Raw genomic sequence first — 26,981 nt, 5'->3', positions numbered from 1 at the left:
AGGTGAAGTACTGAGGCACTTAAAAGCCTGGACAGATTTAGAAACTCTGGCAGAAAAGGCATTAAAATTACATCAAAGTTTTAATTCTGCGCTACAAATTGCTCAAGATTATGGATTTTTAGCAGAAGTTGCTCTAGAAAATCTTCTTTGGGATAAAGCTAAACGACTGGCACAGCAAGCATTAAAAATACTCAAAGATAGCCCAAGTCAGATGTTTTATGAGCAGAGTTTATATCGATTTATTTTAGCGCGATCGCAACAAGGATTATTTACAAAACAACACTCATATCAATGAGAGCGATCGCCATCTTTGTCATGATATCAGGGAATAACAAACATCCAGCGATCGCCCCAATGATAGGATAATTATGGAAATCATTACAAGCTGGGAAAAAAAGGGAATCCAAAAAGCATTAGAAATAGTAGTACTGAATTCGCTACGTGAGGGTTTATCAGTGGAAACAGTAGCGCGAATTACAGGGTTAACAGTAGAGCAAGTACAACAATTACAGCGAGACTTAGCAGATACCTCTCAAGATAATTAGAATGAGTTAATATAGGACTAATATTTTGATCAGAGCGATCGCCTATTCTCAAAATACCACAGGCGATCGCTGCATCAATTAACTACACCCCAACAGGATTCTTGACTTTTTGATGCTGTCCTGTGGCTATCAACCACTTACCACCAGAGGGTGCTAGGGTGACTCCACGACGGATAGGTTTAACTGGATAGCTGTCAATTAATTTTAAATCCATGTGAGATAATACTGTCGCCAAAACCAACTTCATTTCATACATTGCAAAAGCCATTCCTAAACAGCGCCGATTACTACCCCCAAAAGGTAAATACTCATACAATGAATATTGCTTTTCTAAAAATCTTTCTGGGTTAAATTGTTCTGGCTGGGGATATAAATCTGGTCGGCGGTGTGTCAAATAAATACAACCAACTAACAATGTTCCCGGCGCAAATTGATGACCCATAATTTCTAGTGGTGTCTGAACAATCCGTGGTAGGGTAATCATGGCGATGGGATAGATGCGGAGTGTCTCTTGACATACAGCAGTTAAATAAGGCAAGCGTGTGATTTCATTTAAATCAGCATTGTCACCAAAATTATCCAACTCCGCTAAAAGTTTCTCTCTGACTTCTGGTAAACGGTGAATCCAATATAATGCCCATGTTAAAGCTGAGGCTGTAGTTTCATGCCCTGCGACTAGCAAAGTCATCAATTCATCACGTAACTCCACATCAGTCATCGGTTCGCCGTTTTCATCCCGCGCTGACATCATTAATGACAGGATATCTGTCCGCGAGGGGTCAGGATCATCTCTGCGTTCTTGAATTTCTGCATACAACAGTTGATCAATTTCCTCCCGTTGTCGGAGAAAGTTTCCCCAAGGACTCCAGTGACCTAAATCTACCCGTAATATGGGGAAAAACGAAAGAGAAGAACGTAAGGAAGAAGATGTCAAGTCCAAGATGGCATACAGGCGTTTTTGTAATTGTGTATAACGTTCTCCCTCATGTAGACCGAACACAGTTTTGAGAATCACCCGCAAGGCGATTTCCTGCATTGAGTCCCGCACAGAGAAGGGTTCGTCGATTTTCCAAGTACTGATTACTTCTTTGGTGATGCCAGTAATAATATCACCGTAAGCCCTCATACGATCGCCATGAAAGGGTGGAGTTAATAACTTACGCTGGCGTTGGTGGGTTTCTCCCGAAAGTAACAGTAATGAGTTCTCCCCTAACAAGGGTTGTAAAAGTTGGGCTGATCCCCGTGCATCTAACTGTTCTAAGGGAGTAGTGAAAAGCTGTTGAATGGCTTGGGGATTACTTAAAAATACCATTGGCTGTTTGTTCGTTAACCATAACGTAAAACAATCCCCTTGAGCTTTGGCAGACGCTTCCATTAGTTGCAATGGATTGTATATCCACTGTACAAGCTGCATAAATTTTGGCATTTTTGGACTATCTGGAAGGTTCATGTCAAATGCTCCTCTTGGCACTATGTTTTCTAAGCTAGCAGAAGTAGAAATGAATGGAAAAGTTCTCTACAAAATCTATCTGAAGATAATTTATCCAAATCAGCGATCGCCACTAAACTGACAGGGCAATACTTTAATTTTATACAAAATTTATATGGTAGATATTTACATTATTAACCTATTGATTATTGGTCTACTGTTGCTAATTGTTACCTTGGGTTCTGGTTGGATTTCTCGCTTACCTCTGTCTTTTGCCATTATCTATTTAGTAGTGGGAATTATCCTTGGTCCCTATGGTTGGGGACTGATTCAATTTAGAAGAGATGATGTATTTAATGCTGATCTCTTGGAAAGATTAACAGAATTTGTGGTCATTGTATCTGTATTTAGTTGTGGATTAAAAATCATCTATCCATTGAAATATAAAGTTTGGAATATTACAGCACGGCTGATTGGGTTATTAATGCCGATTTCCATTTTAGCTCTAGCCCTTGTTGGTAGATTATTTTTAGGGATGAATTGGGGAGAAGCAATTTTATTAGGAGCGATTCTTGCACCCACTGACCCAGTATTAGCTTCGGAAGTGCAACTCACAGATACAAATGACCGAGATGAATTACGCTTTGGTTTAACTTCCGAAGGTGGGTTAAATGATGCTTTAGCTTTTCCCTTTGTTTATTTTGGGCTTTATGCCATAAAAGATGATAACTGGAATAACTGGTTTAAAGCTTGGGTGACAGTGGATTTGATTTGGGCGATCGCTGCTGGTATTGTTATGGGGTTTCTTGTAGCAAAAACAGTGGTTTGGATTGACCAAAGGGTGCAAAAGCGTCGTTCTGCTGATATTTTGATGGAAGATTTTGTTGCTATTAGCATAATTTTATTGACCTACTCTTTAACGGAAATAGTTAATGGCTATGGATTTCTTGCCGTATTTATCGCTGGTTTAGTTGTGCAACATAGTTATACAAATCCCGAAAAACCACTGACACAATTAGAATTTATTGAAAGATTAGAAAAGCTCTTGGAAGTTGCCACAATTTTATTATTAGGTTCTATCTTATTATGGCAGCCTATAGTTAACTACATGAATCAATCTTTAATAGTTATAGTTTTCTTATTCTTAATTATCCGACCGATTGGAGCATGGGTTAGTACAATTGGCAAACGCCCATTAGACTCACCCCGTCGCCGCTTACATCCAGGTACTCGTTGGTTAATAGGATGGTTTGGTATTCGTGGTGTCGGTTCTTTATATTATCTTGCCTATGCTTTTGGTCACGGTTTAAAGGGTGAAGTCGCCGAACAAATTGCCTGGATAACTTATACTACTATCGTAGTTTCTGTGATTATACATGGCATATCAGCTACGCCATTAATGAATTGGTATGAGCGCAGGATTGCGAATGAGTCAATAGGCAATAGGGTTTAGGTAGTTTATGGCTGTGTTACGGGAATTTGGATGAAAAATTCTGTTCCCTTACCGGGGGTAGAAAAACACTCTAACTTCCCATGATGTTTTTCTTGAATAATCTGGTAACTAATTGACTCATTGCTAAATTTTTATATTAAACTGAGTAACCTAGAAAGGTAGTTATTTTTCGTTTCCAGCTTGAACTCACGAATTTTGCATTTGTGATGCTCAAGATAAAACCTACTAACAGTAGGTTTTATTGTCTTTAAAATTAGATTCACTAGGTATTTTGTAAAAATATAATGACTCAAATACAAACAGAATTAACCCGCGTCCATGAATTGCGCCAGTTGTTGCAACAAGCTAGCTATGCTTATTATGTGTTGGATGCACCTGTTATGGAAGATGCCGTTTATGACCAACTATATCGAGAACTGCAACAACTAGAAATCCAGCATCCAGAGTTAGTTACACCCGATAGTCCGACACAGCGTATTGGGGAAAGACCTGCAACACAGTTTACCTCTGTACGGCATAATATCCCCTTATATAGTTTAGAGAATGCTTTTAATGTAGATGAGTTACACGCTTGGGATTTGCGTTGGCGACGACAAGTCCCGAATATAGATGCGGCGGAATATGTGACAGAACTGAAAATTGATGGTTCAGCGATCGCTTTAACTTATCAAGATGGTATTTTGGTGAGGGGGGCAACTAGGGGCGATGGCGTAACAGGGGAAGATATCACGCAAAATGTGCGGACAATTCGCTCGATTCCCTTACGGTTGAATTTTGACGGTTTAGCAAATATTGAAAAAATAGAAGTTAGGGGTGAAGCTTTTTTACCTCTGGAAGTATTTAAACAAATCAATGAAGAAAGACAAAAAGCCGGCGAACAGTTGTTTGCTAATCCGCGCAATGCGGCAGCTGGTACACTGAGACAGCTAGATTCTAGAATCGTGGCTAGGCGACGGTTGGATTTTTTTGCCTACACTTTGCACATTCCAGGGATGGATGACGCGAGTATTGCTAATACTCAATGGGAAGCTTTGGAATTGTTGCAAAGGATGGGCTTTCGGGTAAATTCTCAGCATCAGCTTTGTCAATCTCTGACAGAAGTTGCAGATTACTATAAATACTGGGATACAGAAAGATTGAATCTACCCTACATGACTGATGGGGTGGTGGTAAAATTAAACTCTTTTAAGCTGCAAGAACAGTTAGGATTTACGCAAAAATTTCCTCGTTGGGCGGTGGCGTTAAAATACCCGGCACAAGAAGCACCCACTCGTGTAGAAAATATTGCCGTAAATGTGGGGAGAACGGGAGCGTTAACACCTTTGGCAGAAATGCGTCCGGTGCAACTGGCGGGAACGACTGTATCTAGAGCTACTTTACACAATAGCGATCGCATTACGCAACTCGATATCCGTATCGGTGATACAGTAATTGTTCGCAAGGCTGGAGAAATCATCCCAGAAGTCGTCAGGGTGCTGAAAGAACTGCGTCCCCTTGATACACAACCCTTTATCATGCCTAGTAATTGTCCAGTCTGCGGACAAACTGTGGTGAGAGAGACAGGGGAAGCGGTGACGCGGTGCGTGAATGCTTCCTGTGCAGCAATTCTCAAAGGCTCAATTGAACATTGGGTAAGTCGTGATGCTTTAGATGTTAAAGGTGTGGGCGAAAAACTGGTACATCAACTCGTAGATAAAGGTGTGGTGCATTCTGTCGCTGATTTATATGACTTGACAGCAGAGCAATTATTTGCATTGGAAAGAATGGGAGAAAAATCGGCACAGAAATTAATTGAGGCGATCGCTCAATCCAAAAATCAGCCCTGGTCAAGGGTATTATATGGTTTGGGCATTCGTCATGTGGGTAGCGTCAATGCTCAGTTATTGAGTGAGAAGTATCGCACGGTAGAAGAGTTAGGAACAGCAAAACAATCAGATATAGAAGGGATTTATGGCATCGGTGCAGAAATTGCTCAGTCTGTTTATCAGTGGTTTCGGATTAGTGCTAATCAAACTTTAATTGAACGCTTGCAAGCGGCAGGACTACAATTTGCTAATACCGAGGCAACAGCTACAGTTGTAAATGCTAATTTGAAATTAGCGGGTAAAACTCTGGTGATTACCGGAACATTGCCTACACTAAAGCGGGATGAAGCTAAAGAATTAATTCAGAAAGCCGGGGGGAAAATCACAGAATCAGTTAGTAAAAAAACTGATTATTTGGTAGTGGGTGAAGATGCCGGTTCTAAGTTAGAAAAAGCGCAAACTTTGGGCATTGCCCAATTAACAGAGGCACAGCTATTAGCAATTTTAGAAAATTAGTAATTCTATTTGGACGAAGAGGTAGATTCTCCATAGAGAATACAAACAATTAACCACAATAAACCGATGGCATATCCTGCCAGCACATCAGTCGGCCAATGTACACCTAAATAAAGCCGACTAAAACCTATTGCCAAAATTAAAGTCACAGTTGCCGCTAAAATTGGTTGTCGCCATTGCGGAAATTCTTGCGCTAAAACATAGCCAACATAACCATAAACTGCGGTGGAAACCATTGCATGACCACTAGGAAAACTGTAATGGACAGCATGAACAATATAATCCCACAATGCTGGGCGTTGTCTAGCAAAAATCTCTTTGAGTAAACAATTAAAGCCGACTGCACCAATTGTAGCCATACCTAAACCAGTGGCTTGATGGCGACGATTGTTACGCCAGAAATGAGTTGCCAATCCGGAAGCAATTAAGCCAAAAGTTAGTGGCTCTCCCAAAAAAGTTATACTCTGCATCAGGCGATCGCTCAAAGGTGTATGCAGGTTTTGTAATGCTAATAAAATACTTTCGTCTAAACCGTATTTAAAAACTATTCCCGCGCCAGAAGCCAAGGTGCTAGCTGCTAGGGCTGCTAAAATAAGTTGAATATTGAGTTTGTCTAACTGTCCTGTTTGTTTGGCTATTGCTGTGATTTGACTATCTTGATAACCTAAGACAATCTGTTGTAAATTAGCAGCGATCGCTTGAGGGTGAATCTCTGGATGAAAAATTACTAAAACATTACCTGTGAGATGATTTGCCCTGACTTGGATAATATTTTCTACCTGTGATAGTTGGTATTCAATATATCTTTTCAGCACCTCACTAAAATAAAGTCCACTAACTTTATATCTAGCTCTGCCTTTAACAGCAGTATGAATGGCTCGAATTAAAGGGTAGTTATAATCGTTGATTTTTGACGGTAGTGATTCTTTCATTAACAATGATGTAATCTGGTATTTTCGTTTTCAACTCGCGTCATAGATGATGTAAAAAAATCAAAGCTTTAATATTCTTGTTCTAAAATCCTTTCAATATCTCTTCCAGCGTAGAGAACCCTTAAAACTTGGATATTTTCTTTTTTCTCTAAGTAAAAAACTAAATATTTTTTAAACCTTTTAACAGGCCACTTACGTAATTCTTGCAAACGAGGATTATCTATTTTATAATAGCTGCCGATTCCAGGCATTTTTGCTAACTGTGCAAAAGTTTCTCGCACCGCATCAAAAAAGTCAAGTGCAACATCATAATTGCTCTGCGAAATATAAGCAAAATAATCATCTATATCTAAACTAGCTTTAGGTGTGATAACTATCTGCTTTGTCATGATTTATGCTGACGCAACTGATTTATTAAATATGCGCGTTTGCTATCCCACCATTCATCGGTTATTTCAATACTTTCTCCACTCTCTAATCCAGCAATTAAAAGTGACTCCAAATGTTCTTGATGTTGGCGTTTTTGCTCTTGAGAAATTAACTCTTGAAGGTACTCACTGACTGAATTGTAGCCACCTTTAGTTACTTGTTCTTCAACAAAAGCTTTCATTGCATCAGTCAAGGAAATATTTATATTACTCATAGCCATAGGTTGAATTTTATTAATATTCTAAGTATGTTAGCAAGAAAAATTCAATGTACATGAAGAAATACTCACTTTGGTTTATTGACGAAAAACACTTTTATCTCTGTGTCTTTGTGCCTCTGTGGTTAAATCGATTATCTCTACCACAGAGGCACAAAGAAGATTACACCCTAACATCAAACAACTAAATTCGAGAACGGACAAATTTCTCCAACCTATCCATGCCTTTTTCAATTGTTGCTAAATCAGTGGCGTAGGAAAGACGAATATTCTCATCAGCACCAAAAGCAATCCCTGGAATGACGGCGACTTGATGTTCTTCAATCAAAGCGTCACAAAATTCTAAGGATTTCAAGCCAGTTTTGCTGATGTCGGGAAACAGATAAAATGCGCCGTCTGGTTTTGCAGTACTCAAACCGGGAATGGCGTTGAGTCTATCTAACATTACCTGTCGCCGTTTAGCGAAGGCTTGACGCATTTCTTCTACACAGTCTTGAGAACTTTCCAAAGCAGCGATCGCTCCATATTGAGCAAAGGTACACACGTTTGATGTACTATGCCCTTGGATGGTGCTAGCGGCTTTGATTATTTCCAATGGCCCAGCTAAATAACCAATCCGCCACCCCGTCATGGAGTAGGCTTTGGCAAAGCCATTACTAATCAAAGTGCGCTCAAAAATTTCCTTCCCTAGAGAACCGATGCTGATATGTTGTGCGCCGTCGTAGAGAATTTTTTCGTAAATCTCATCGGAGACAACAAAGATATCTGCATCAACTATTACCTCTGCCAAAGCTTTGATTTCCTCTGGTGTGTACACCATTCCTGTCGGGTTAGACGGGGAGTTGAGGATAAATAGCTTGGTTTTAGGGGTGATGGCTTTGCGTAGTTGTTCAGGGGTGATTTTATACCCTGTAGAAGCATCTGTGGGGACAATTACTGATTTCCCACCTACCAAAGTTACCATTTCGGGGTAACTCAGCCAGTAAGGTGAAGGAATAATCACCTCATCACCAGGATCAATCAACGCCACAATCAAGTTGTAGAGAGAATGCTTACCGCCGTTGGTGACGATGACATTCTCTGGCTTGTAATCCAGATGATTGTCGGTTTTCAACTTCCGAGCGATCGCTTCTCTTAACTTTGGTTCACCGGCGGCTGCACCATATTTGGTTTTGCCTTCTTCCAAAGCCTTAGCTGCGGCTGCTTTGATATGCGCTGGGGTATCAAAATCCGGTTCACCAGCGCTAAAACTACAAACATCTATACCATCTGCCTTCATTGCCTTAGCTTTCGCTGCGATCGCTAAGGTGAGTGAAGGTGTTACCTGACTTACTCTTGCTGCCAGTTTCATTCTTACTTTCTTCGGCAAATCTCTCACTTATTTAAGAATATCCCAGAATCCCTACAGAGATTTGCTTTTTCATAATTCCTTAGTTACAAATTCTCGCAAAAATTTGGCTTTACTCCGCTTTTTTGCTTAAATGCTTGTTATTAAGAATACTGACCAGCAGGTGATCTATGAATCTTCGCTCAGTTTACCACAGCATCCTCACACCTTTAACATTTATTGAACGCAACCGCAAAGTTTACGCACATAAAGTTGCCATTATCTATGGTGAACAACGCTTCACCTATCAACAATTTGCGTCCCGTATTCACCGTTTAGCCTCAGCTTTGCAAGACAAAGGACTGGAGAAAGGCGATCGCGTGGCCTTGTTTTGTTTCAACACTCCACCCATGCTAGAAGCCCATTTTGCCGTCCCCTTAGCAGGTGGCGTGATGGTGGCGATCAATACACGTTTAACATCACCAGAAGTAGCTTACATCTTAAATGATTGTGGAGCCAAATTTCTCTTTGTTGATACCGAATTAGCCGAGATAATTCGCCCAATTCAAGATAAGTTAGAAACTGTTAAATATATTATTAATATTCACGATATTGCCGGATTTAACCCTGTAGATGGTGACGAATACGAAAGCTTTCTCAAAACTGGTAGCCCTGAACCTTTACCGTGGTTAGTCACAGATGAATTTGAGACAATTACGATTAATTATACTAGTGGCACATCTGGTAAACCCAAAGGTGTGATGTACTCTCATCGCGGCGCATATCTCAATTCTTTAGGAGAAATTCTCGAAACAAATTTAACGCCTAACTCAGTTTACTTGTGGACATTGCCCATGTTCCATTGTAACGGCTGGTGTTTTACCTGGGCAGTCACAGCCATTGGTGGAACTCATATTTGTTTGCGTAAATTTCACCCAGCTAAAGTTTGGCAATTAATTGCTCAAGAAAATGTCACGCACTTAAATGCTGCACCTGTAGTCTTAATTTCTCTCTTGAATTATGCCGACTGTCCGCAAAAATTAGCCACACCTTTAACTATTACCACCGCAGGCGCACCACCCTCACCAACACTAATCGAAAAAATCTCTGCCATTGGGGCAAGAATTATTCATGTTTATGGTTTGACGGAAGTTTACGGCCCTTATACAGTTTGTGAATATCAATCCCATTGGGACAATTTAACGACTACAGAAAAATCTCAATTAATGGCGCGTCAAGGTGTAACCTACATCACCGGAGATGGACTGCGAGTTGTAGACAAAAATATGAATGATGTGCCGGCAGATGGGGTAACAATGGGGGAAGTGGTGATGCAGGGAAACATGGTGATGACTGGATATTATAACGATCCCGAATATACAGCCAAAGCCTTTAGCGGTGGCTGGTTTCACAGTGGAGATTTAGCCGTGGTACATCCTGATGGTTATATTGAAGTGCGCGATCGCATTAAAGATATCATCATTACCAGTGGTGAAAATGTCTCTAGTATTGAAGTGGAACAATGCCTTTATCGTCATGAAGCCGTCTTAGAATGTGCCGTTATCGCCGTTCCTCACGCCAAACGCGGTGAAGCACCCAAAGCTTTTGTCACACTTAAGGAAGAAACAACCGCAACTGCACAAGAATTAATCAATTTTTGTCGCAGTCAAATCGCCAGTTTTAAATGTCCCATCGCCGTTGAATTTACCACACTCCCAAAAACCAGCACTGGCAAAATTCAAAAATATCTCCTCCGTGCTAAAGAATGGGCAGGTTACGAGCGCAAAATTTAAAATTGGTATTGGGTATTGGGTATTGGGTATTGGGTATTGGGTAATGTTATTTTTCCCATTCTGCACTCAGGCGACGGTAATTAAACTCTGCTGCACTGGGATGACAACTAACACAACTACTTATCTGTACAGGACGGGGTAACTCGACTTTAGGATGCAAAGCTTTAAAATAACGAGAATTGTTAACGCGATAAGGCGTTTCTTCGTCTCGGAGTTGAGAACGGGAAAAAGTCGATAAATATCTCCATACTAAAACACGGGGCGGATCAATTAGTGGCTGGAGTTGTGCGCCGTAGTGCTGCGAGTCTTGCAACAGATTTTTCCAAGTTTGAGTCGGTAAAACTGCTGGTGGTAGAGGAATATGGCAAGTAGCGCAGTTTTCCAGATATAGTTCTTGCCCTAATTGATATTGTGCAGGAACTACATCAGTTGTCACAACTGCGGCTGTAGGTGGGGCGCTGTGGGCGCTAGTCGCCAAGGATAGCAGCCAGCCTATCACCAAACTCCAACTGAGAATAATCAACATTAAACCCCAAGACCGGCGTTTAAGTTGGCGAGTACGGGATTTGCGTTTAACCAGATTCGACATTCCTCACATTCCCAAATACTTACAGTGGCGCGTGTAGCTCCATCATAAGACTTAGGTAGCATTAGTTATGTTGCAGAGTTAATCCTGCATTTCTCACAAAACGGTAGGGGTGGGTTCACAAATATGCTTCAATCATTCACGAATATCTCGTTAACCCGCCCCTACTGGCGTGGTGGACTGATAGGAGTAAAATGATGCAAAAATTATAGGTTGAAAAGCCACTGCGTTGCTTTGGTTGCCAAAGTTGTAGCAAGTGGCTATTACCCAATAGCCAATACCTAATACCCAATACCTAATACTTTACGAAACCTTAGCTTCCAAAGATTTAAGTAATTCAGTATTCACCCCAGATTCACGAGTTAGAGAAACTTTGCCAGTACGGGCGATTTCTCTTAAACCAAATTTTTGTAGCACCTGGACGATCGCCACCATCTTACCAGGATCACCCACCACTTCTAAAGTTAGAGAATCTTCTGCCACATCTACCACACGCGCCCGGAAAATCTGTGCTAGTTCGATTACTTCGGAACGGTTGCTACTAGTGGCGTTCACTTTCAATAGCATCAATTCTCGCTCTACACAAGGGGTTTCTGTGATGTCTTGTACCTTGAGGACATTAACTAGTTTATACAGTTGCTTAGTCAATTGCTCAATTACGCGATCGTCACCAGGTATAACCATCGTAATCCGGGAGACTCCCCCTTGTTCAGCCGAACCAACTGCCAAGCTTTCGATATTGAAGCCACGACGAGCGAATAAACTAGCAATGCGGGATAGAACCCCCGCTTCATCTTCTACTAAAACTGAAAGGGTATGTTTCATCTTTGCCAACACAGGCTCAGACAGCATACGACTAATATAAAAATTAGCTGACGGCTGCCCTACACGTACTGCTTACTAGGTGAATAAATATAAGTCTTGCACTCTATTTTAAACTTAATACCTGCACTCCTCATAGTCTCTGAAAAAAAGTTCCGCCCAAATACCACTAAAAGCAGAAGCGATCGCCAGCGTATATCTTTTAATTGGTAGATGTACACTGTTTGTAAAACATTTATCCTGTGGATATTCTTAACCTCGCATCTGGAGAAATATACTTATGAGCTGGTTACAAAGACTGTTTGGACTAGAAAAACCTCAAAATGCCCAAGTAAATCCCGCACCGCAAGTAACACAAGCTGCTACTAATGCACCTACTGCGACTCAATCAGTTCCCCCAGAACGTTTAGGATTAAATGGAGAATATGATCAAAGCGGTTTAGCCAAGCGCGTAGCTTTGGCATTTGACCAAGATCAGCAAATTGATGATATTAATTCTCTTTGGGTGGCTCAAACTGGTAGCACTGTAGTCCTTAAAGGTAGTGTACCGAGTCAAGATATTCTCAACAAGATGATTTCTGTAGCTCGTTCGGTACATGGAACTGCATCTGTAGATACTTCTCAAGTAACTATTGGTTAGTACCATTACGTAAGATTAACAATTGAGAAACAGCCTCTGGACTTCGGTTTGATAAATTTCGTGAGAAATTCGGGATTAACAGTAGCAGTAGGTTGGGTTGAGGCTTTGGGAAACCCAACATCAGATCCATACTAGGTTTTTGAGATCCATGTTGGGTTGCGCTGCGCTTAACCCAACCTACTGTTAATCCACTGTTCACTGTCCACTGTTCACTATGCCACCCTCATTTATGGTTTATTGGTTGAGTGCGTAAGTCCTATGAACAACGGTGATGTGAGAATTGTTTCGTTAATTCCCAGTGCAACGGAGATTTTAGCAACCTTAGGGTTGACTAATGCCATTGTCGGGCGATCGCACGAATGTGACTATCCCCCCGAAATCCAAAATCTCCCAATCTGTACCGAAGCCCGCTTAAATAGCAATGCTCCCAGTAGCGAAATTCACAATGAGGTAAATAATTTACTCCAATCTGCTCTGAGTATTTATCAAGTTAGAACTGATATTTTAGAGCAATTACAGCCCACTCATATTTTGACTCAAGACCAATGTGATGTTTGTGCTGTTAGTTTAGCAGAAGTGGAAAAAGCAGTAGCCAAACTTACCCGCAGTTCACCACAAATCATTTCCCTACAACCAAATCTGCTACAAGATGTTTGGCAAGATATTGAACGAGTAGCTAACACTTTTGGTGTAGACTCGGTAAAAATTCTAGAAAACTTAGAAGCCCGCGTCAAAATTTGTCAGCAAAAAATCCAAGGACTTTCTCTAACAGAATTACCCACTGTTGCTTGTATTGAGTGGACAGAGCCTTTAATGGTAGCAGCAAATTGGATTCCGGAATTAGTTAATTTAGCAGGCGGACAATCACTATTTTGTGTCACTGGTCAACCTTCACCAAAATTGCACTGGGAAAACCTGTTAGTCACTAATCCCGATATCATCATTTTTATGCCTTGCGGTTTTGATTTAAATCGCACTCGTCAAGAAGTTCAATTATTTGCCCAAAACCCCGAATGGCAACAACTCCACGCCGCTAAAACCAGCAGAGTTTACATCACTGATGGTAATGCTTACTTCAATCGTCCCGGCCCCCGACTTGTAGATTCTCTAGAAATTTTGGCAGAAATCCTCCACCCAGAAATTTTTGACTATGGCTACAAAGGTAAGGGATGGGAAGTGTTGTGATTAGTCAATAGTCAATAGTCAATAGTCAATAGTTATTGGTTATTGGTCATTGGTCATTAGTTATTGTTCTCTTTCTTCTTTATCTTTGCTCTCTAAACTAGTGTTTGAGCAACAAAATGTTGGTTAAAGTAGCTCTTTGGTAAAAAACAGCGATCGGGTAAGAAAGGATTATCCACATATTGAGATAATAAATTGACTGGCTGAATTCTATGACAAAATGGTGGCACAAGTCCCCATTCTTCTGCTAACCAAATCCAGTATCCTATTTCAATTTTACCGTAGTTCGATACAGAGATAATTTCTCCAACGCTATTATTAATGGGTACTAGTTCCGAAAATGATTTAATTTCAGTTAATAGCCAAGCCAACTCCTCTACAGAAAAGTAATATCCATAATCATCAGCTATTTTGACGAATTGCTGTGGATTTTTAGCTGATAGTAATTGCTCTTTGAGTAATGGTGTTTTTTGTGCTAAGTCAAATAACATCCAAATCTGTTGTCTTGTCACCAGAAACCAAGCAAATTCTTCTGATGTTAAATTGTAACTATTCTCTTTTACTAAGTGAATAAATTGCTCAAGATTATGAGTTTCACCTAGTTGACTTTTCAGATAGAAGTTTTTCTCGACAAATGCAAAAAAATCATTGATTGTTTGCCATGTAGCTTTATTAAAGCGATTATTAACTTTTATTTTTTCTTTCCAATCACAATATTCATCATCTTTGAGAAAAAAATTCCAAAGTTGGTAATACATGAGCCGTCTTACCTCAAAATTAAATTTATTGAACAGAATTCAGGAGTCAGGAGTCAGGAGTCAGCATAAATTAGAGTCCGACACTTTGATCGACTCAGTACATTGCTGGTGGATAGCGCAGCCTAAAGCCTTCTCTTTCAGAAACGCTACGCGAACGTCTAGAACAAGTCTTGTCTGCGACACGCACTTGCGTTCTAGCGTCGTGATTCTGACTTCTGAATTCTTCTGCAAAAAAGTATTATTGAATATCAGTGTAGTCAGTATATGCTTGGTTATTCGACAGTATTAATTAAAAAGTTTTTGTAAATCAAGTAACTCAGAACATAAGTACAGGATAAAGGTAAAATAGATAACTAGTAATCAAAATCACTATAATTTATCTAGATTATGGTTGTGAGCGATCGCTCATATCAAAATTTTTTGCAAAATTATTCTTTGTAAATATACTGACATATTTCTCTAAGTAACTTCAGATGAATCATCCCAAACGAGCTGAACGACATTGATGAACGTTAGCGATCGCCATTTTAGGACAGATTAGTCTTGGCGGTGTTGTTTGCCTAATTTCTAAACACCCATTTTTGAAAGCCTCCTCTCCCCCTCCCAACTTCCCTAACTTTTATGAATAAATATGTAGAATAGCCGCTTTGAAAACAGCAAGCAGACGCTTATTAACTGTATTTTTAAAAAATACTCAAAAATTAGCAATTTTTGGCTAAAAAATTGGCTAATAGTTTTAGTTATTGTTGTCTAAAGATACAACAGTGTTGAATTGGCAAGAGATTATATAATATAGGTCTTAGTCAGTGTTAAAGCTTAAGTAAATATATCAATTAATTTGATAACTATAGATTTTTCTGAGGTTTAAGATAGATGATTAAAATAGTATCTCGTAAATATGTAAGTATAGAAAATGTCTACGACATTGGAGTTGAGCGCGACCATAATTTTGTCATCAAAAATAGTTTAATTGCCTCCAATTGCTTTAATAAATCTCACTCTACCGCTTATGGATATGTTACTTACCAAACTGCGTATCTTAAGGCTAATTATCCCTTAGAGTATATGGCGGCACTGTTAACAGCTAACAGTAATGATACAGACAAGGTGCAGAAATATATCTCCACCTGTATGAGCATGAATATTCAAATAGAACCGCCAGATATTAATCGTTCTGGGGTAGACTTTACACCAGTGGCAGGGAAGATTTTATTTGGTTTTTCGGCTGTAAGAAATGTTGGACAAAATGCGATCGCCTCTATTTTAGCAGCCAGAGAAGAAAAAGGAGAGTTTAAAACATTAGGAGATTTTTGCGATCGCGTCGATCTCCATGCAGTCAACCGTCGTACCTTAGAGTCACTAATTTATTGTGGCGCTTTTGATAAGATTGAATCAAACCGTCATCAATTAATCCAAGACCTAGAATTAGTCTATGATTGGGCGCAATCCCGTGCTAGAGATAGAGCCAGTGGACAAGGAAATCTTTTTGATTTACTGGGGGGATTTTCCTCTAATAATAATGCCAAAACGGCAAGTAATGCTTTTGAAAGTGCGCCTAAAGCTAAACCTGTCACAGATTATCCCCCACAGGAAAAATTACAAAAGGAAAAAGAACTTTTAGGTTTTTATGTCTCTGATCATCCCCTCAAATCCCTAAGACAACTAGCACCACTTTTAACACCAATCAATCTTTCACTCCTTGGAGAACAACGAGACGATGCCAAGCTGTGTGTAATTGTCATGCTAAATGGTGTGAAAAAAGTCATGACAAAGAAAGGTGATGCTATGGCGATTTTGCAAATCGAAGATTTGACAGCACAGTCAGAAGCAGTTGTGTTCCCCAAAACTTATGAACGGATTAGTTTAGTGTTGCAAGTCGATACCAGAATCATTATTTGGGGTAAAGTAGATCGACGTGATGAACAAATTCAACTAATTGTTGAAGATGCAGAACCGGTAGAAACAGTACAAATGGTAATGGTGGAAATCAATCCCCAACAAGCAGCAAATATCGAAGAATTGCATCGATTAAAAACAATTTTGCAAGAACAATCTGGAGATAAAGAAAAGGCAAAAATGCCGATAATTGGGATTGTGCAATCTGAAAATTCCCGTAAATTGGTGCGTTTGGGTTGGCAATTCTCCGTTCAAGATGCACGCATCACTGTTCAAGCATTACAAAATGCTAGATTTCCGGCGCAACTTAAATCTTTGACTGGTGGTTTATGAACGAATTAGTCATTCTTGAAGCAATAATTTGAGACTTCAATAATATCCAACTTTGAACTCAGTAATACTGAGGAAATTAAATATTAATGAAACTGCTACGTCAACAGTATATTGTCGTAGTAAATATTTGACTCTATAGTTTTTTTCGTTACTTATGCGGATGATGATTTTATGGATCATATAGTATCTTTTTATGCCATGAGGGCTTGGCAAGAGCTAGGGGAAGGAGTTAACACTTGATGATTGCAAATGACTTAGGTAAATTTGTCTCGTATTGTAAAAAAATTCAACCCCAAACTCAGGAGGATATTAAACAATTCTTTGAAGGGGTGATTGCTTTCCCCTATGATAAAGAATTACTTTTGCAAGCTTATTTATTTCTAAATATCAAAACTTTGTTTCCCTCTTGCTATGAGTTACTGTTATTTGAAAAATCTCCCATAGCAGATTATACAGACTTGGGTAAATGCGATTTTGTTTACCTAACATTTCAAGGTAATCTATTTTTAATCGAAACAAAATTTATTGATACAGAAGCCACGGGCGCAACGGAGAGAAAGCGCAGAAATAAGCATAGAAACAAAGTTTTTGAACAAGTAATGACGCTAAAAAGTAGATTTAGTGAATACTGGGATATTCGCTTTGAGCAGTTAGAATGTGGCGTTTTTACCACAGATTCTGAGATTGACTGGCGAGGAAATTGTGTGAATGTTGTCACTCAGTCAATCTCTATAGAAAGCTTAGAAAAATGGCGCAGAAATTATAAGCGAACTAACGGGTTTTAGATTGCTGATAAATATTGGGTGGTAGGGTGTGTTGTCGCGTAGTGCAACGCACCATCGAGTATGTTGTCCAAATTTAGTTATTATATAGTACAATTGTACTGTATGTAATTAAAGGCTCATATAAGCTCAGTAGCATGGCGGCAAATATTATGCAACAAATCGAACCAAGCTATCAACATCATCTCTCACTACCATTAGTGCGATCGCACCCAGCAGCAACTAATGCTATAGTCCCACTACAACCCCAACAGGAAAATTTCGTCAGTAGTTGGGAGCATCTGCTGACAGTTGTGCAACATATCAACCACATGGCCAGAGAGTTAGAAGCCAAGATGCTAGAGCTAAAGCAAGTAGCTAGCACAATCAATAGTCAAATCAATTATCTGAGTGAGAGTGATGGGCAACCTGACAAAAATATTTGTCAGTATGCCAGCATTAGCGTTCCCTTAGTCAAGCAAACGCCAGATCAATCATTTATATTGACAACCAGAAAAGTAGATTTATTCAAAGCAGAAAGAGAAGCAACACTACTAGCACAGCAACTGCGTCAGCGTACTCATGGAAAAAAACTGCGCGGTAGCGGCAGAAAAAAACCGGACAATAATTAACAAATCTTAAAACCTATCAGATTCCATCATAGTTTACCCCTCTAGCTGTAACAGTTATGCTGATGGAAGTGGCAATGAGGAGATTATTGCCATTTCTAGCAACTTAGCTCATGTTCACAATCATGAGAAAAGCTGCTTGTAAAAGCAAACAGGACGTTCAATCAGCCTAGACAAAGAGGTAAAAGAAGGTGTTAAAGACACTTTTAGTGATTGCCATTGGTTTCTTACCGTCCATGTTTTCCCTGTGGGTAATCCGTAAGTCTCAATTGCGGACACGCTCACGCTTGAGACAAGCAGCCACAAATTTCTCCAGAATGAGGATACAACAAAATATTAGACCAGTAGAAGGCGATCGCTACTATCTAGAAGGCGTAGGTTACCTCATTGGTGACATCAGTTGCAAATTTAACGCCCGTTCCGGCTATCTTCGTTGCGCCATCAACCCCAACGGCCCCTGTCAAGATTGTCGTTACTACGAACCCAGGGAGTAGGGAGTGCTGAGTGCTGAGTGCTGAGTGCTGAGTGCTGAGTCGGGAGTGAGGGAGTAATCAATTCAAAATTCAAAATTCGTCTTGAAAAGTTTCCTACGGCGGGAAACCCGCCTACAGAACTTTTGTCTTCTCTACGAGAGGCTAGCGCCAACGACACGCTACGCGAACGCAAAATTCAAAATGAAAGAAGGGGACAAGGCAAATGACCAATGACTATTGACTAATGACTATTGACGAACCTTGATAGAGTGAGAATATAAGCAAAATATCAAAATCGCCAGATTTTTACGGCACAACATGGGTAGTATTTGGGAATTAGATTTTTACTCCCGTCCGATTTTGGACGAAAATCAAAAAAAAGTTTGGGAAGTCTTGATTTGTGAAAGTCCTCTAGATATCCGTGCTAACACAGATACTTTATTTCGTTATGCAGAATATTGTCCCAGTACCCAAGTCAACTCAGCTTGGTTAAGAACAGCCATCCAAAATGCCATTAGCAAGGCTGGAGAAGCACCAATCAAAATCCGCTTTTTCCGTCGCCAAATGAATAACATGATAACCAAAGCCTGCGAGGATGTGGGTATTCCTGCCCAGCCTAGCCGTCGCACCTTAATGCTAAATCAATGGCTTAAGCAGCGCCTAGAAGAGGTTTATCCCCAAGAACCCGGTTATCAAGGAGGTGCTAATCCCTCAGTGCGTTTGGATAGCCCCTTACCCCAACGCTTACCGGATGCTTTAGAGGGAAAACAGTGGGTGTTTGTCTCCTTAACGGCTGAGGATTTAGCTGAGATGTCGGAATGGAAAATCGACTTTCAAGAGGCCTTTCCGCTAGCGTCAGCACAAGTACCTCCAGAAGCCAAAATTCCGGGAGTGTTAATTTTCTCACCCAGGGCTTTACCAATAGCAGGCTGGATGTCTGGCTTGGAATTGGCCTATTTGAAAGTAGATACCAGTCAAGGAACAAGATTGGTGTTAGAAACTGGTGCTACGGAAAGTTGGATTTTAGCCAATATCAAAAACCCGACCACCTTAGCAGAAGCCCAAGGTTTTGAAGAAGCCAAACAAAAAGCCAATGGAGTACATTTTATCGGTGTCCAGTCCAACCCCCAATCAGAATCTTTTGCTGGATTTTGGCTATTGCAAGAGGTGAGTTTGCCGTGAGTGCTGAGAGAGTTTTATGAGGCTGAATGGGAGAAAAATTCAGCAAATTGCAAGAGGTGAGTTTGCCGTGAGTGCTGAGAGAGTGGTGAGTGCCGAGTGCTGAGTAGTGAGCACTCACTACTCCTTTTTTGATTAAATGCTGAGAAAGACCAATGATTTGGGATAATTATCTGCGTGCGTCTGAAAATCTATGCGGATAGCAAGCAATGATTTGGGATGATGATCTGCGTTTATTGCCAGTTCAAAATCCACAATCCACAATTCACTGAGGGTCATGGGTTCTGAAAATTTGTCAAAAGATACACTAGCAGAACAGCTACTGGAACTAGCGATCAAATCGGGAGCAGAAGCAGCTGAGGTGTATCAGTCGCACTCGCTGTCTCGTCCGATATTTTTTGAGGCTAACCGACTCAAGCAGTTAGAAACTAGCCAATCTGAAGGTACAGCTCTGCGGCTATGGCGACAAGGTCGTCCCGGACTCACGGTAGCTTATGGTTCTGTGGAACCACAGACAATGGTAGAACGCGCTCTGGCGTTGAGTGAACTTAACCAAATAGAAGCAGTAGAATTAGCTAGTAATTCTCAGCCATCCTACCCGGACTTAGGCCAAGCTGTATCTATAGAAGTTTTGGTAAATTGGGGTAAAGAAGCGATCGCTCTCATTCGTGATGCTTATCCTGATGTCCTCTGTCACAGTGACTGGGAATGTGATGTAGAAACTACCAGACTGGTCAACTCTCAAGGTTTAGATTGCTACTACACAGATACTACCCTGAGCTGTTATATGTCGGCGGAATGGATACGGGGTGACGATTTTTTAAGTGTTTCCGATGGTCAAACTCAGCGAGATAACTTAGAACCGGATAAATTAGCTCATCAAATTTTACAAAGATTAGCTTGGGCTAAGGAGAATGTTTCGCCCCCTAATGGTCGCGTCCCCGTATTATTTACTTCTAAAGCAGCTGATATGCTGTGGGGAACAGTACAAGCAGCATTGAATGGTAAACGAGTGCTAGAAGCCGCTTCTCCTTGGACAGAACGCTTGGGAAAACAAGTCATATCCCCCAGCTTAACTTTATACCAAGACCCACAAGCAGGCCCTTACAGTTGCCCCTTTGATGATGAAGGTACACCCACTACGCCTTTAGTATTTATCGAAAAAGGCATATTACAGCATTATTATTGCGATCGCACCACTGGACGACAACTGGGTCATGATACCACTGGTAATGGTTTTCGTCCCGGTTTAGGCAGTTATCCCACACCTGGGTTATTTAATTTCCTGGTTAAACCTGGTTCCACATCCTTGTCAGACTTAATTAAAACAATGGATGATGGCTTAATCGTAGACCAAATGCTCGGTGGCGGCGGCGGCATTGCCGGTGATTTTTCGATCAATATTGAATTAGGTTATCGCGTCCAAAATGGTGAAGTAATTGGACGTGTTAAAGATACGATGGTTGCAGGTAATGTTTATACTGCCCTCAGACAAATCAAATTAGGCGACGATGCCGATTGGAACGGTTCTTGTTACACTCCGTCTTTAATCGTCGAAGGACTATCTACAACTGGCAAAAATAATTAGGAGGAGGGTATTGGGTATTGGGTATTGGGTATTGGGTAAGAGTTTTAGCAATGACCAATGACTATTGACTATTGACTAATGACCAACTCTTAATTACGAATTACAAATTAGTACTATGTACTTTCGCAGCTGGTTGCAACCTAGACGAGGTCTAGCGATCGCAGAAGCTTGTGTAATTGGGATTGTAGCTGCTTTATCTGCGGTCTTTCTCAAGGTGGGTTCGGGATGGTTGGGAACATGGCGAGTCCATAGTTCTCATGTTTTGCCAGTTTGGTTGGCTTTGCCGTTGGTGGGTGTAAGTTTTGGGTTTTTGGCTGGGTTTTTAGTTGAGCGATTTGCACCAGAGGCGGCGGGTAGTGGTATCCCTCAAGTCAAAGCGACCCTAGCGAATGTACCGATGAAATTATCTTGGCGGGTGGCATTTGTCAAGTTAGTGAGTGCGATCATTGCCTTGGGTTCTGGGATGACTTTGGGTAGACAAGGGCCGACAGTCCAAGTGGGGGCTGGTTTGGCAGCCGGGATGAGTCGCTTAGTTCCCACGTCCCCTGATCATCGAAGGCAGATGATTGCGGCGGGTGCAGGGGCTGGTTTGGCGGCGGCGTTTAATGCTCCCATTGCTGGTGTATTATTTATTATTGAGGAATTACTCCAAGATTTATCTGGTATTACCCTGGGAACTGCCATCATCGCCTCGTTTATTGGTGGCGTAGTTTCTCGACTCTTGGGTGGGGGAAGTCTGGATTTAAATGCAGCGTTAATGAATTATTCCAGCAATTTTTCCTTTCCGGAAATCCCCTTCTTTTTAATTTTGGGGATTTTGGCAGGATTACTGGGGGCATTGTTTAATCGGGGAATTATCTTTAGTATCAAATTTTATCGCAGTTTACATATCAGCTTACCGTTGAGAGTGGCTTTAGCTGGGTTAATCTCTGGTATTGTTGTGTCTATTTTACCAGAATCTTTTCGTGATAATACTGGGTTACGCGAGTATGTGATTACTAGTGAATTAAATCCCACATTCGCAGCGATCGCTCTTGTCTCTCAGTTTATCCTCACCTTGGTAGCAGCTGGTTCTAGCGCCCCTGGTGGGCTATTTGCGCCCAGTCTGATTTTAGGTTCTGCCCTTGGTCATTTGGTTGGGGTGGGTGCGTATCAAGTTTTAGGTGAAGCTTCTCTGAGTACCTATGCCTTGGCAGGAATGGGAGGATTTTTTAGTGCGGTGTCTAAAGTACCGATCACAGCTATTGTCATTGTCTTTGAAATGACCACCAATTTTAATTTGGTACTACCATTAATGATTGTCGCAGTGACAGCCTATTTGGTAGCTGAAAAAGTAGTTCCAGGTTCACTCTATGAAAAGCTACTACTCCTCAATGGGATCACCTTAACTAAACAGGTTTCTGTAGAAAGCATATTAACCAAACTGACGGCGAAAGATGTCATGCAGCAAAGGGTAGAAACTCTAGATGCAGATATGAGTTTAGAAGAAGCCAAACAAGCCTTTTCTAATTCCCATCATCGGGGTTTTCCTGTAGTGGAAGATAGCAAACTTGTAGGCATTGTCACTCAATCAGATTTAACCAAAATCCACAATCGTCAGTTGGAAAACGACACACCCTTAAGGCAAATCATGACTGCTAACCCGATGACAGTCACACCTACACATAATCTGAGTCATGTGCTGTATTTACTAGACCGTTATCAAATCAGTCGTTTACCAGTGGTAGCAGGAAGAAAACTCATCGGGATTATTACCCGTGGAGACATTATTCGCGCAGAAGCAGATCAGTTAAATGGTGCAACCGCTAACCCAGCACCACAACCAGAACCATCTTATGTAGTTTACCAAACGCGATCGCCCAGCATCGGCAGAGGAAGATTATTAGTCCCAGTATCCAATCCCGAAACTGCTACTGCTCTGTTACAAATGGCAGCTGCCATTGCCCGCGATCGCCATTACGAAATAGAATGTGTGCAAGTCATGCTGGTGTCGCGTCACACCTCGCCATCGGAAACACCAGTCAAAACAGCTAAAAGTCGTCGCCTCCTCAGACAAGCCGAAGTCCTAGCCAAAAAATGGCATATTCCCCTACACACCCAGATTCGCATCGCCCACGATCCCGCCCAAGCAATTTTAGAAACCATTAACGAACAACACATAGACCTAATTCTCATGGGGTGGAAAGGTAGCACTTCCACCCCTGGGCGGATTTTTGGTAATGTAGTAGACACTATCATCCGCCAAGCCAGCTGCGACGTAGTTTTAGTCAAATTAGGTAATAGTCAAGAGTCAATAGTCAATAGTCAACAGTCAACAGTCAACAGTCAACAGTCAATAGTCAATAACTCTTCCTCCTCATCTCCCCAGTCCCCAATACCCAGTCCCCAGTTCAATCGCTGGTTAGTACCAATGGCCGGTGGCCCCAACGCTAGGGTAGCAATTAAATTACTCCCAGCCCTCATTACCTTGGGAAACGATCCCCATATTCATCTGACAAGGGTGTTTAAACCATTAGAATTTAAACCAGATATGACAGTATTGGAACAAGCCATCCGCCAATTAATGCGTCGTCGTCAGTTATCTAGTACTGTCATTGCCGTACCCGTGCAAGCTGATTCAGTGGCTGAAGGTGTGATTAATCTAGTAAAAACACAAGGCTATGATGTGGTGGTGTTGGGGGCTTCCCGTGAAGGCTTATTACAACAGGCTATCCAGGGTAATATACCGGAAGCGATCGCCTCTGGTGTAGATATTACAGTGATTTTGGTAAGAGGGGCAATTTTAGGCGATCGCCCTTAGAGGATGTTTGAAAAGTCAAAAAGTATACTAGAAACCCCTCTCCAAACCTCTCCCCGACACGGAGAGAGGCTTTGAAACTCTTATTTTCTTGTTCCCCTTCCCTAGTAGGGAAGGGGTTAGGGGTTAGGTTTTGAGATTTTGATGTTACGCATGATACTTCTCAAACAACCTCTTAGAAGATATTTTAAAGTTATATTAAAAATTGCCGAATTCAGAAATCAAAATTCATGGCTGACTCCTGACTCCTGAATTCTGTTTCGATAAGTCCCATATCTTAATAAAATTAATAGTATTGACAATCAGTCTTATTTCTTGATTTCGCCTACGCTCGAAATAGAAGCGAATCTCAACACTGGCTATGCAACTTGTTCCCAAAACTCAGCTTGTCTCAGAACCAACCCCCACACTAGAAAAAATTATTCTGGATGTCGGAGGGATGAAGTGTGGTGGATGCGTTAAGGCCGTAGAACGCCAACTCACCCAACATTCAGGTGTCAAGAACGCCTGTGTGAATCTGGCTACAGAGGTAGCAGTAGTCGAATCAGAAGTAGGTGTAGTCGATGCAGATGCACTGGCACAGCGTTTGACAGCAGCCGGATTTCCCTCTCAACCCCGAAAAGCTAGTGACAAAGTGGCAAAATTAGCCACCACAGCCGCAAAACAGCGTCAACAAATGCAAGCGGCATTCCAGCAATTAGCGATCGCCGGAGTGTTACTATTTTTTTCTGGCATAGGGCATTTGGGCAACTTTGACAACCCCATCTTCATGGGATTAAACAATATCTGGTTTCATTGTGGACTAGCAACAGTCGCTTTACTAATTCCTGGTCGGCCAATTTTTGTGGATGGTTGGCTAGGCTGGCGGCGGAATGCCCCTAACATGAATACTTTGGTGGGGTTAGGAACTTTAACAGCCTACACCGCTAGTGTGATAGCACTGCTATTTCCCCAAATGGGTTGGGAGTGCTTTTTTGATGAACCAGTCATGATGCTGGGCTTTATTATTTTAGGCAGAACTCTAGAGCAACAAGCCAGAGGCAAGGCAGCCGCAGCATTTAGGCAACTACTAGCACTACAACCACAAACAGCCAGATTAATTGCCAACCCAGAGCCAGAGCATATAGGATTGGGTGTAAATTCTGTAGATATCCCGGCTGAACAGGTCAGGGTGGGAGAATGGTTGCAAGTATTGCCAGGTGATAAAGTCCCTGTGGATGGCGAGGTAGGTTTTGGTCAAACAACGGTGGATGAGTCGATGCTGACTGGGGAAGCAGTACCAGTCCTCAAGCAACCAGGCGATACAGTCACAGCCGGGACAATCAACCAATCAGGAGCGATCGCTATCCAAGCAACTCGCACTGGCGCTGATACTACCCTAGCTCACATTGTCGCTCTAGTAGAAGCAGCCCAAACTCGCAAAGCCCCAGTCCAAAAATTAGCAGATACGGTAGCTGGTTACTTTACTTACGGCGTACTCACAGCATCTGTACTTACATTCATTTTCTGGTACTTTTTCGGCACGCACATCTGGCCTGATGTTGCCTTCTCAAGTAGTGGCATGGAAATGATGGGTCATGTCGCCCATAATACTCCCCACTCCCCACTTTTAATTAGTTTAAAACTAGCGATCGCTGTTATGGTTGTCGCTTGTCCCTGTGCTTTAGGACTCGCTACACCCACAGCCATTCTTGTTGGCACTGGCATCGGTGCAGAAAGAGGTTTATTAATCAAAGGTGGCGATGTCCTAGAAACAGTACATCAACTCAACACCGTAGTTTTTGATAAAACAGGCACACTCACCACAGGTAATCCCACTGTGACTGATTGCTTAGTGATCGAGGAAATCTCCTCCCCTCACTCCCTCACTCCCTCACTCCCTCACTCCCTCACTCAGCACGGGCTAAACGCCCCGCTTCCGCTAACAGCACTCAGCACTCAGCACTCCCTCCTCCAACTCGCCGCCGCAGTGGAAACAGGTACTTATCACCCCCTAGCCAAAGCCATTAAACAAGCAGCACAACAGCAACAGTTAGAGATTCCAGAGGCTGTAGACTTTCATACTGAACCGGGTATGGGTGTTTCGGCTGTAGTGGCAGGTCAAACAATCCTACTGGGAAATTGGGATTGGTTGAGTTGGCATGGTGTGAGTGTGAGTGAAATTGCCAAACAGCAAGCGTATCAGCTAGCAATAGCAGGTAAAACCGTTGTTGGGGTGGCAATTGGCAATAATTTAGTCGGCATCATTGGCGTACAAGATACCCCCAGAACCGATGCTCAAGCTACAGTAGAACAATTGCAGCATATGGGTTTGCGGGTAATGCTATTAAGTGGCGATCGCCCAGAAGCAGCTAACGCCATAGCACAACAACTCGGCATAAATGGCGCTAATGTGATAGCGGGTGTGCCTCCAGCCAAAAAAGCCGCCGTCATTCAGCAACTACAAGCAAATTCTGCTGGTAAAATTGCTATGGTGGGGGACGGAATTAACGATGCTCCCGCCCTATCGCAAGCTGATGTAGGCATTGCTTTATATTCTGGTACAGATGTAGCAATGGAAACAGCACAAATCGTCCTCATGAGCGATCGCATCAGTGATGTAGTGGGATCAATTCAGCTAAGTCGCGCCACCTTCAACAAAATCCGCCAGAATTTATTTTGGGCTTTCGCCTACAATACCATAGGTATTCCCCTAGCCGCCGGTGTATTATTACCCAGTTTCGGCTTTGTTCTCAGTCCCTCTGGTGCAGCCGCGTTAATGGCATTTAGTTCTGTTAGCGTAGTTACTAACTCCATCCTCTTACGGCAATTTAACAGGGGATAGGGGACAGGGGACAGGGGATAGGGGACAGGGGATAGGGGGAGTGAGGGAGTGAGTGCTGAGTGCTGAG

Annotated in this window: 23 protein-coding genes; 15 read left to right on the top strand and 8 right to left on the bottom strand. The window is 41.7% G+C overall.

The genetic code is table 11. The annotated features are described in order from the left end of the window. Nucleotides 1–368: 368 nt before the first annotated feature. Nucleotides 369–545: a hypothetical protein gene (locus FD725_RS26440; protein ID WP_179050884.1), complete on the top strand. Its 177-nt coding sequence runs from the start codon at nt 369–371 to the stop codon at nt 543–545. A gap of 82 nt (nt 546–627) precedes the next feature. Here FD725_RS26440 and FD725_RS26435 read toward each other — a convergent pair whose 3' ends face one another. Further along, entirely contained in the window at nt 628–1,995 is a 1,368-nt protein-coding gene (locus FD725_RS26435; protein ID WP_179050883.1) for a cytochrome P450, read from the bottom strand. Here FD725_RS26435 and FD725_RS32730 point away from each other — a divergent pair. The 3 genes from FD725_RS32730 to ligA all read left to right on the top strand — a co-directional run bounded on the left by FD725_RS32730 (nt 1,994) and on the right by ligA (nt 5,748). Further along, nucleotides 1,994–2,116, top strand: a complete 123-nt coding sequence (locus FD725_RS32730; protein WP_256871772.1) for a hypothetical protein — start codon at nt 1,994–1,996, stop codon at nt 2,114–2,116. The two genes, FD725_RS26435 and FD725_RS32730, sit on opposite strands and share 2 nt — an antisense overlap. A gap of 33 nt (nt 2,117–2,149) precedes the next feature. After that, nucleotides 2,150–3,427, top strand: coding sequence for a sodium:proton antiporter (locus tag FD725_RS26430; protein WP_179050882.1), 1,278 nt, complete (start codon nt 2,150–2,152; stop codon nt 3,425–3,427). A 284-nt stretch (nt 3,428–3,711) separates the two neighbouring features. Then, nucleotides 3,712–5,748, top strand: a complete 2,037-nt coding sequence (gene ligA / locus FD725_RS26425; RefSeq protein WP_179050881.1) for an NAD-dependent DNA ligase LigA — start codon at nt 3,712–3,714, stop codon at nt 5,746–5,748. Between the two features lie 5 nt (nt 5,749–5,753). On the opposite strand, the gene FD725_RS26420 is transcribed toward ligA, so the two are convergent. The 4 genes from FD725_RS26420 to FD725_RS26405 all read right to left on the bottom strand — a co-directional run bounded on the left by FD725_RS26420 (nt 5,754) and on the right by FD725_RS26405 (nt 8,677). Further along, entirely contained in the window at nt 5,754–6,680 is a 927-nt protein-coding gene (locus FD725_RS26420) for a phosphatase PAP2 family protein (protein ID WP_179050880.1), read from the bottom strand. 68 nt (nt 6,681–6,748) lie between these two features. Then, nucleotides 6,749–7,069 carry a type II toxin-antitoxin system RelE/ParE family toxin gene (locus FD725_RS26415; protein ID WP_179050879.1) on the bottom strand — a complete coding sequence of 107 codons (321 nt, stop codon included), beginning with the start codon at nt 7,067–7,069 and terminating at the stop codon, nt 6,749–6,751. After that, complete coding sequence (locus FD725_RS26410; protein ID WP_256871771.1) at nt 7,066–7,329, bottom strand: type II toxin-antitoxin system ParD family antitoxin; 264 nt, start codon at nt 7,327–7,329, stop codon at nt 7,066–7,068. Before FD725_RS26410 ends, FD725_RS26415 begins: the two co-directional genes overlap by 4 nt. Nucleotides 7,330–7,510: 181 nt before the next feature. Then, nucleotides 7,511–8,677, bottom strand: a complete 1,167-nt coding sequence (locus FD725_RS26405) for a pyridoxal phosphate-dependent aminotransferase (protein ID WP_179050878.1) — start codon at nt 8,675–8,677, stop codon at nt 7,511–7,513. 167 nt (nt 8,678–8,844) lie between these two features. Here FD725_RS26405 and FD725_RS26400 point away from each other — a divergent pair, with 167 nt between their 5' ends. After that, complete coding sequence (locus tag FD725_RS26400) at nt 8,845–10,446, top strand: acyl--CoA ligase family protein (protein WP_179050877.1); 1,602 nt, start codon at nt 8,845–8,847, stop codon at nt 10,444–10,446. A gap of 46 nt (nt 10,447–10,492) precedes the next feature. Here the strand turns inward: FD725_RS26400 and FD725_RS26395 are convergent, their stop codons facing one another. Both FD725_RS26395 and ilvN read right to left on the bottom strand, forming a co-directional pair. Beyond that, on the bottom strand, nt 10,493–11,035 hold the full coding sequence (locus tag FD725_RS26395; RefSeq protein WP_179050876.1) for a cytochrome C: 543 nt from the start codon (nt 11,033–11,035) through the stop codon (nt 10,493–10,495). 300 nt (nt 11,036–11,335) lie between these two features. Further along, complete coding sequence (gene ilvN, locus FD725_RS26390; protein ID WP_179050875.1) at nt 11,336–11,857, bottom strand: acetolactate synthase small subunit; 522 nt, start codon at nt 11,855–11,857, stop codon at nt 11,336–11,338. A gap of 277 nt (nt 11,858–12,134) precedes the next feature. Between ilvN and FD725_RS26385 the strand changes: the two genes are divergently transcribed. Beyond that, nucleotides 12,135–12,494 (top strand): phospholipid-binding protein, encoded by a 360-nt coding sequence (locus tag FD725_RS26385; protein ID WP_179050874.1) that lies wholly within the window; start codon nt 12,135–12,137, stop codon nt 12,492–12,494. A gap of 258 nt (nt 12,495–12,752) precedes the next feature. Further along, the gene (locus FD725_RS26380; RefSeq protein ID WP_179050873.1) at nt 12,753–13,679 is read left to right on the top strand and encodes a cobalamin-binding protein; all 927 of its coding nucleotides are present in this window, start codon (nt 12,753–12,755) and stop codon (nt 13,677–13,679) included. Between the two features lie 92 nt (nt 13,680–13,771). Here FD725_RS26380 and FD725_RS26375 read toward each other — a convergent pair whose 3' ends face one another. Further along, nucleotides 13,772–14,434 carry a Nif11-like leader peptide family natural product precursor gene (locus FD725_RS26375; RefSeq protein ID WP_179050872.1) on the bottom strand — a complete coding sequence of 221 codons (663 nt, stop codon included), beginning with the start codon at nt 14,432–14,434 and terminating at the stop codon, nt 13,772–13,774. A gap of 873 nt (nt 14,435–15,307) precedes the next feature. Here FD725_RS26375 and FD725_RS26370 point away from each other — a divergent pair. The 8 genes from FD725_RS26370 (at nt 15,308) to FD725_RS26335 (ending at nt 26,914) form a co-directional block, all read left to right on the top strand. Further along, nucleotides 15,308–16,663, top strand: a complete 1,356-nt coding sequence (locus FD725_RS26370; protein ID WP_179050871.1) for an OB-fold nucleic acid binding domain-containing protein — start codon at nt 15,308–15,310, stop codon at nt 16,661–16,663. A 239-nt stretch (nt 16,664–16,902) separates the two neighbouring features. Beyond that, a complete protein-coding gene (locus FD725_RS26365; RefSeq protein ID WP_179050870.1) occupies nt 16,903–17,448 on the top strand; it encodes a hypothetical protein in 546 nt (181 codons plus the stop codon). Between the two features lie 134 nt (nt 17,449–17,582). Beyond that, a complete protein-coding gene (locus FD725_RS26360) occupies nt 17,583–18,056 on the top strand; it encodes a hypothetical protein (protein WP_256871770.1) in 474 nt (157 codons plus the stop codon). 188 nt (nt 18,057–18,244) lie between these two features. Beyond that, nucleotides 18,245–18,547, top strand: coding sequence for a DUF6464 family protein (locus FD725_RS26355; protein WP_179050869.1), 303 nt, complete (start codon nt 18,245–18,247; stop codon nt 18,545–18,547). Nucleotides 18,548–18,844: 297 nt separating this feature from the next. After that, nucleotides 18,845–19,708, top strand: coding sequence for a Tab2/Atab2 family RNA-binding protein (locus FD725_RS26350; protein ID WP_179050868.1), 864 nt, complete (start codon nt 18,845–18,847; stop codon nt 19,706–19,708). 274 nt (nt 19,709–19,982) lie between these two features. Then, nucleotides 19,983–21,293: a TldD/PmbA family protein gene (locus tag FD725_RS26345; protein WP_179050867.1), complete on the top strand. Its 1,311-nt coding sequence runs from the start codon at nt 19,983–19,985 to the stop codon at nt 21,291–21,293. Between the two features lie 115 nt (nt 21,294–21,408). Next, complete coding sequence (locus tag FD725_RS26340; RefSeq protein WP_179050866.1) at nt 21,409–24,093, top strand: chloride channel protein; 2,685 nt, start codon at nt 21,409–21,411, stop codon at nt 24,091–24,093. Between the two features lie 358 nt (nt 24,094–24,451). Further along, complete coding sequence (locus FD725_RS26335) at nt 24,452–26,914, top strand: cation-translocating P-type ATPase (protein ID WP_179050865.1); 2,463 nt, start codon at nt 24,452–24,454, stop codon at nt 26,912–26,914. The last annotated feature ends 67 nt before the right edge of the window (nt 26,915–26,981 follow it).

The organism is Nostoc sp. TCL26-01, assembly GCF_013393945.1.
In the GTDB taxonomy this organism is placed as follows: domain Bacteria; phylum Cyanobacteriota; class Cyanobacteriia; order Cyanobacteriales; family Nostocaceae; genus Trichormus.
Note: the sequence above shows the minus strand (reverse complement) of the source record. Positions and strands in the feature narration are given on the sequence as shown.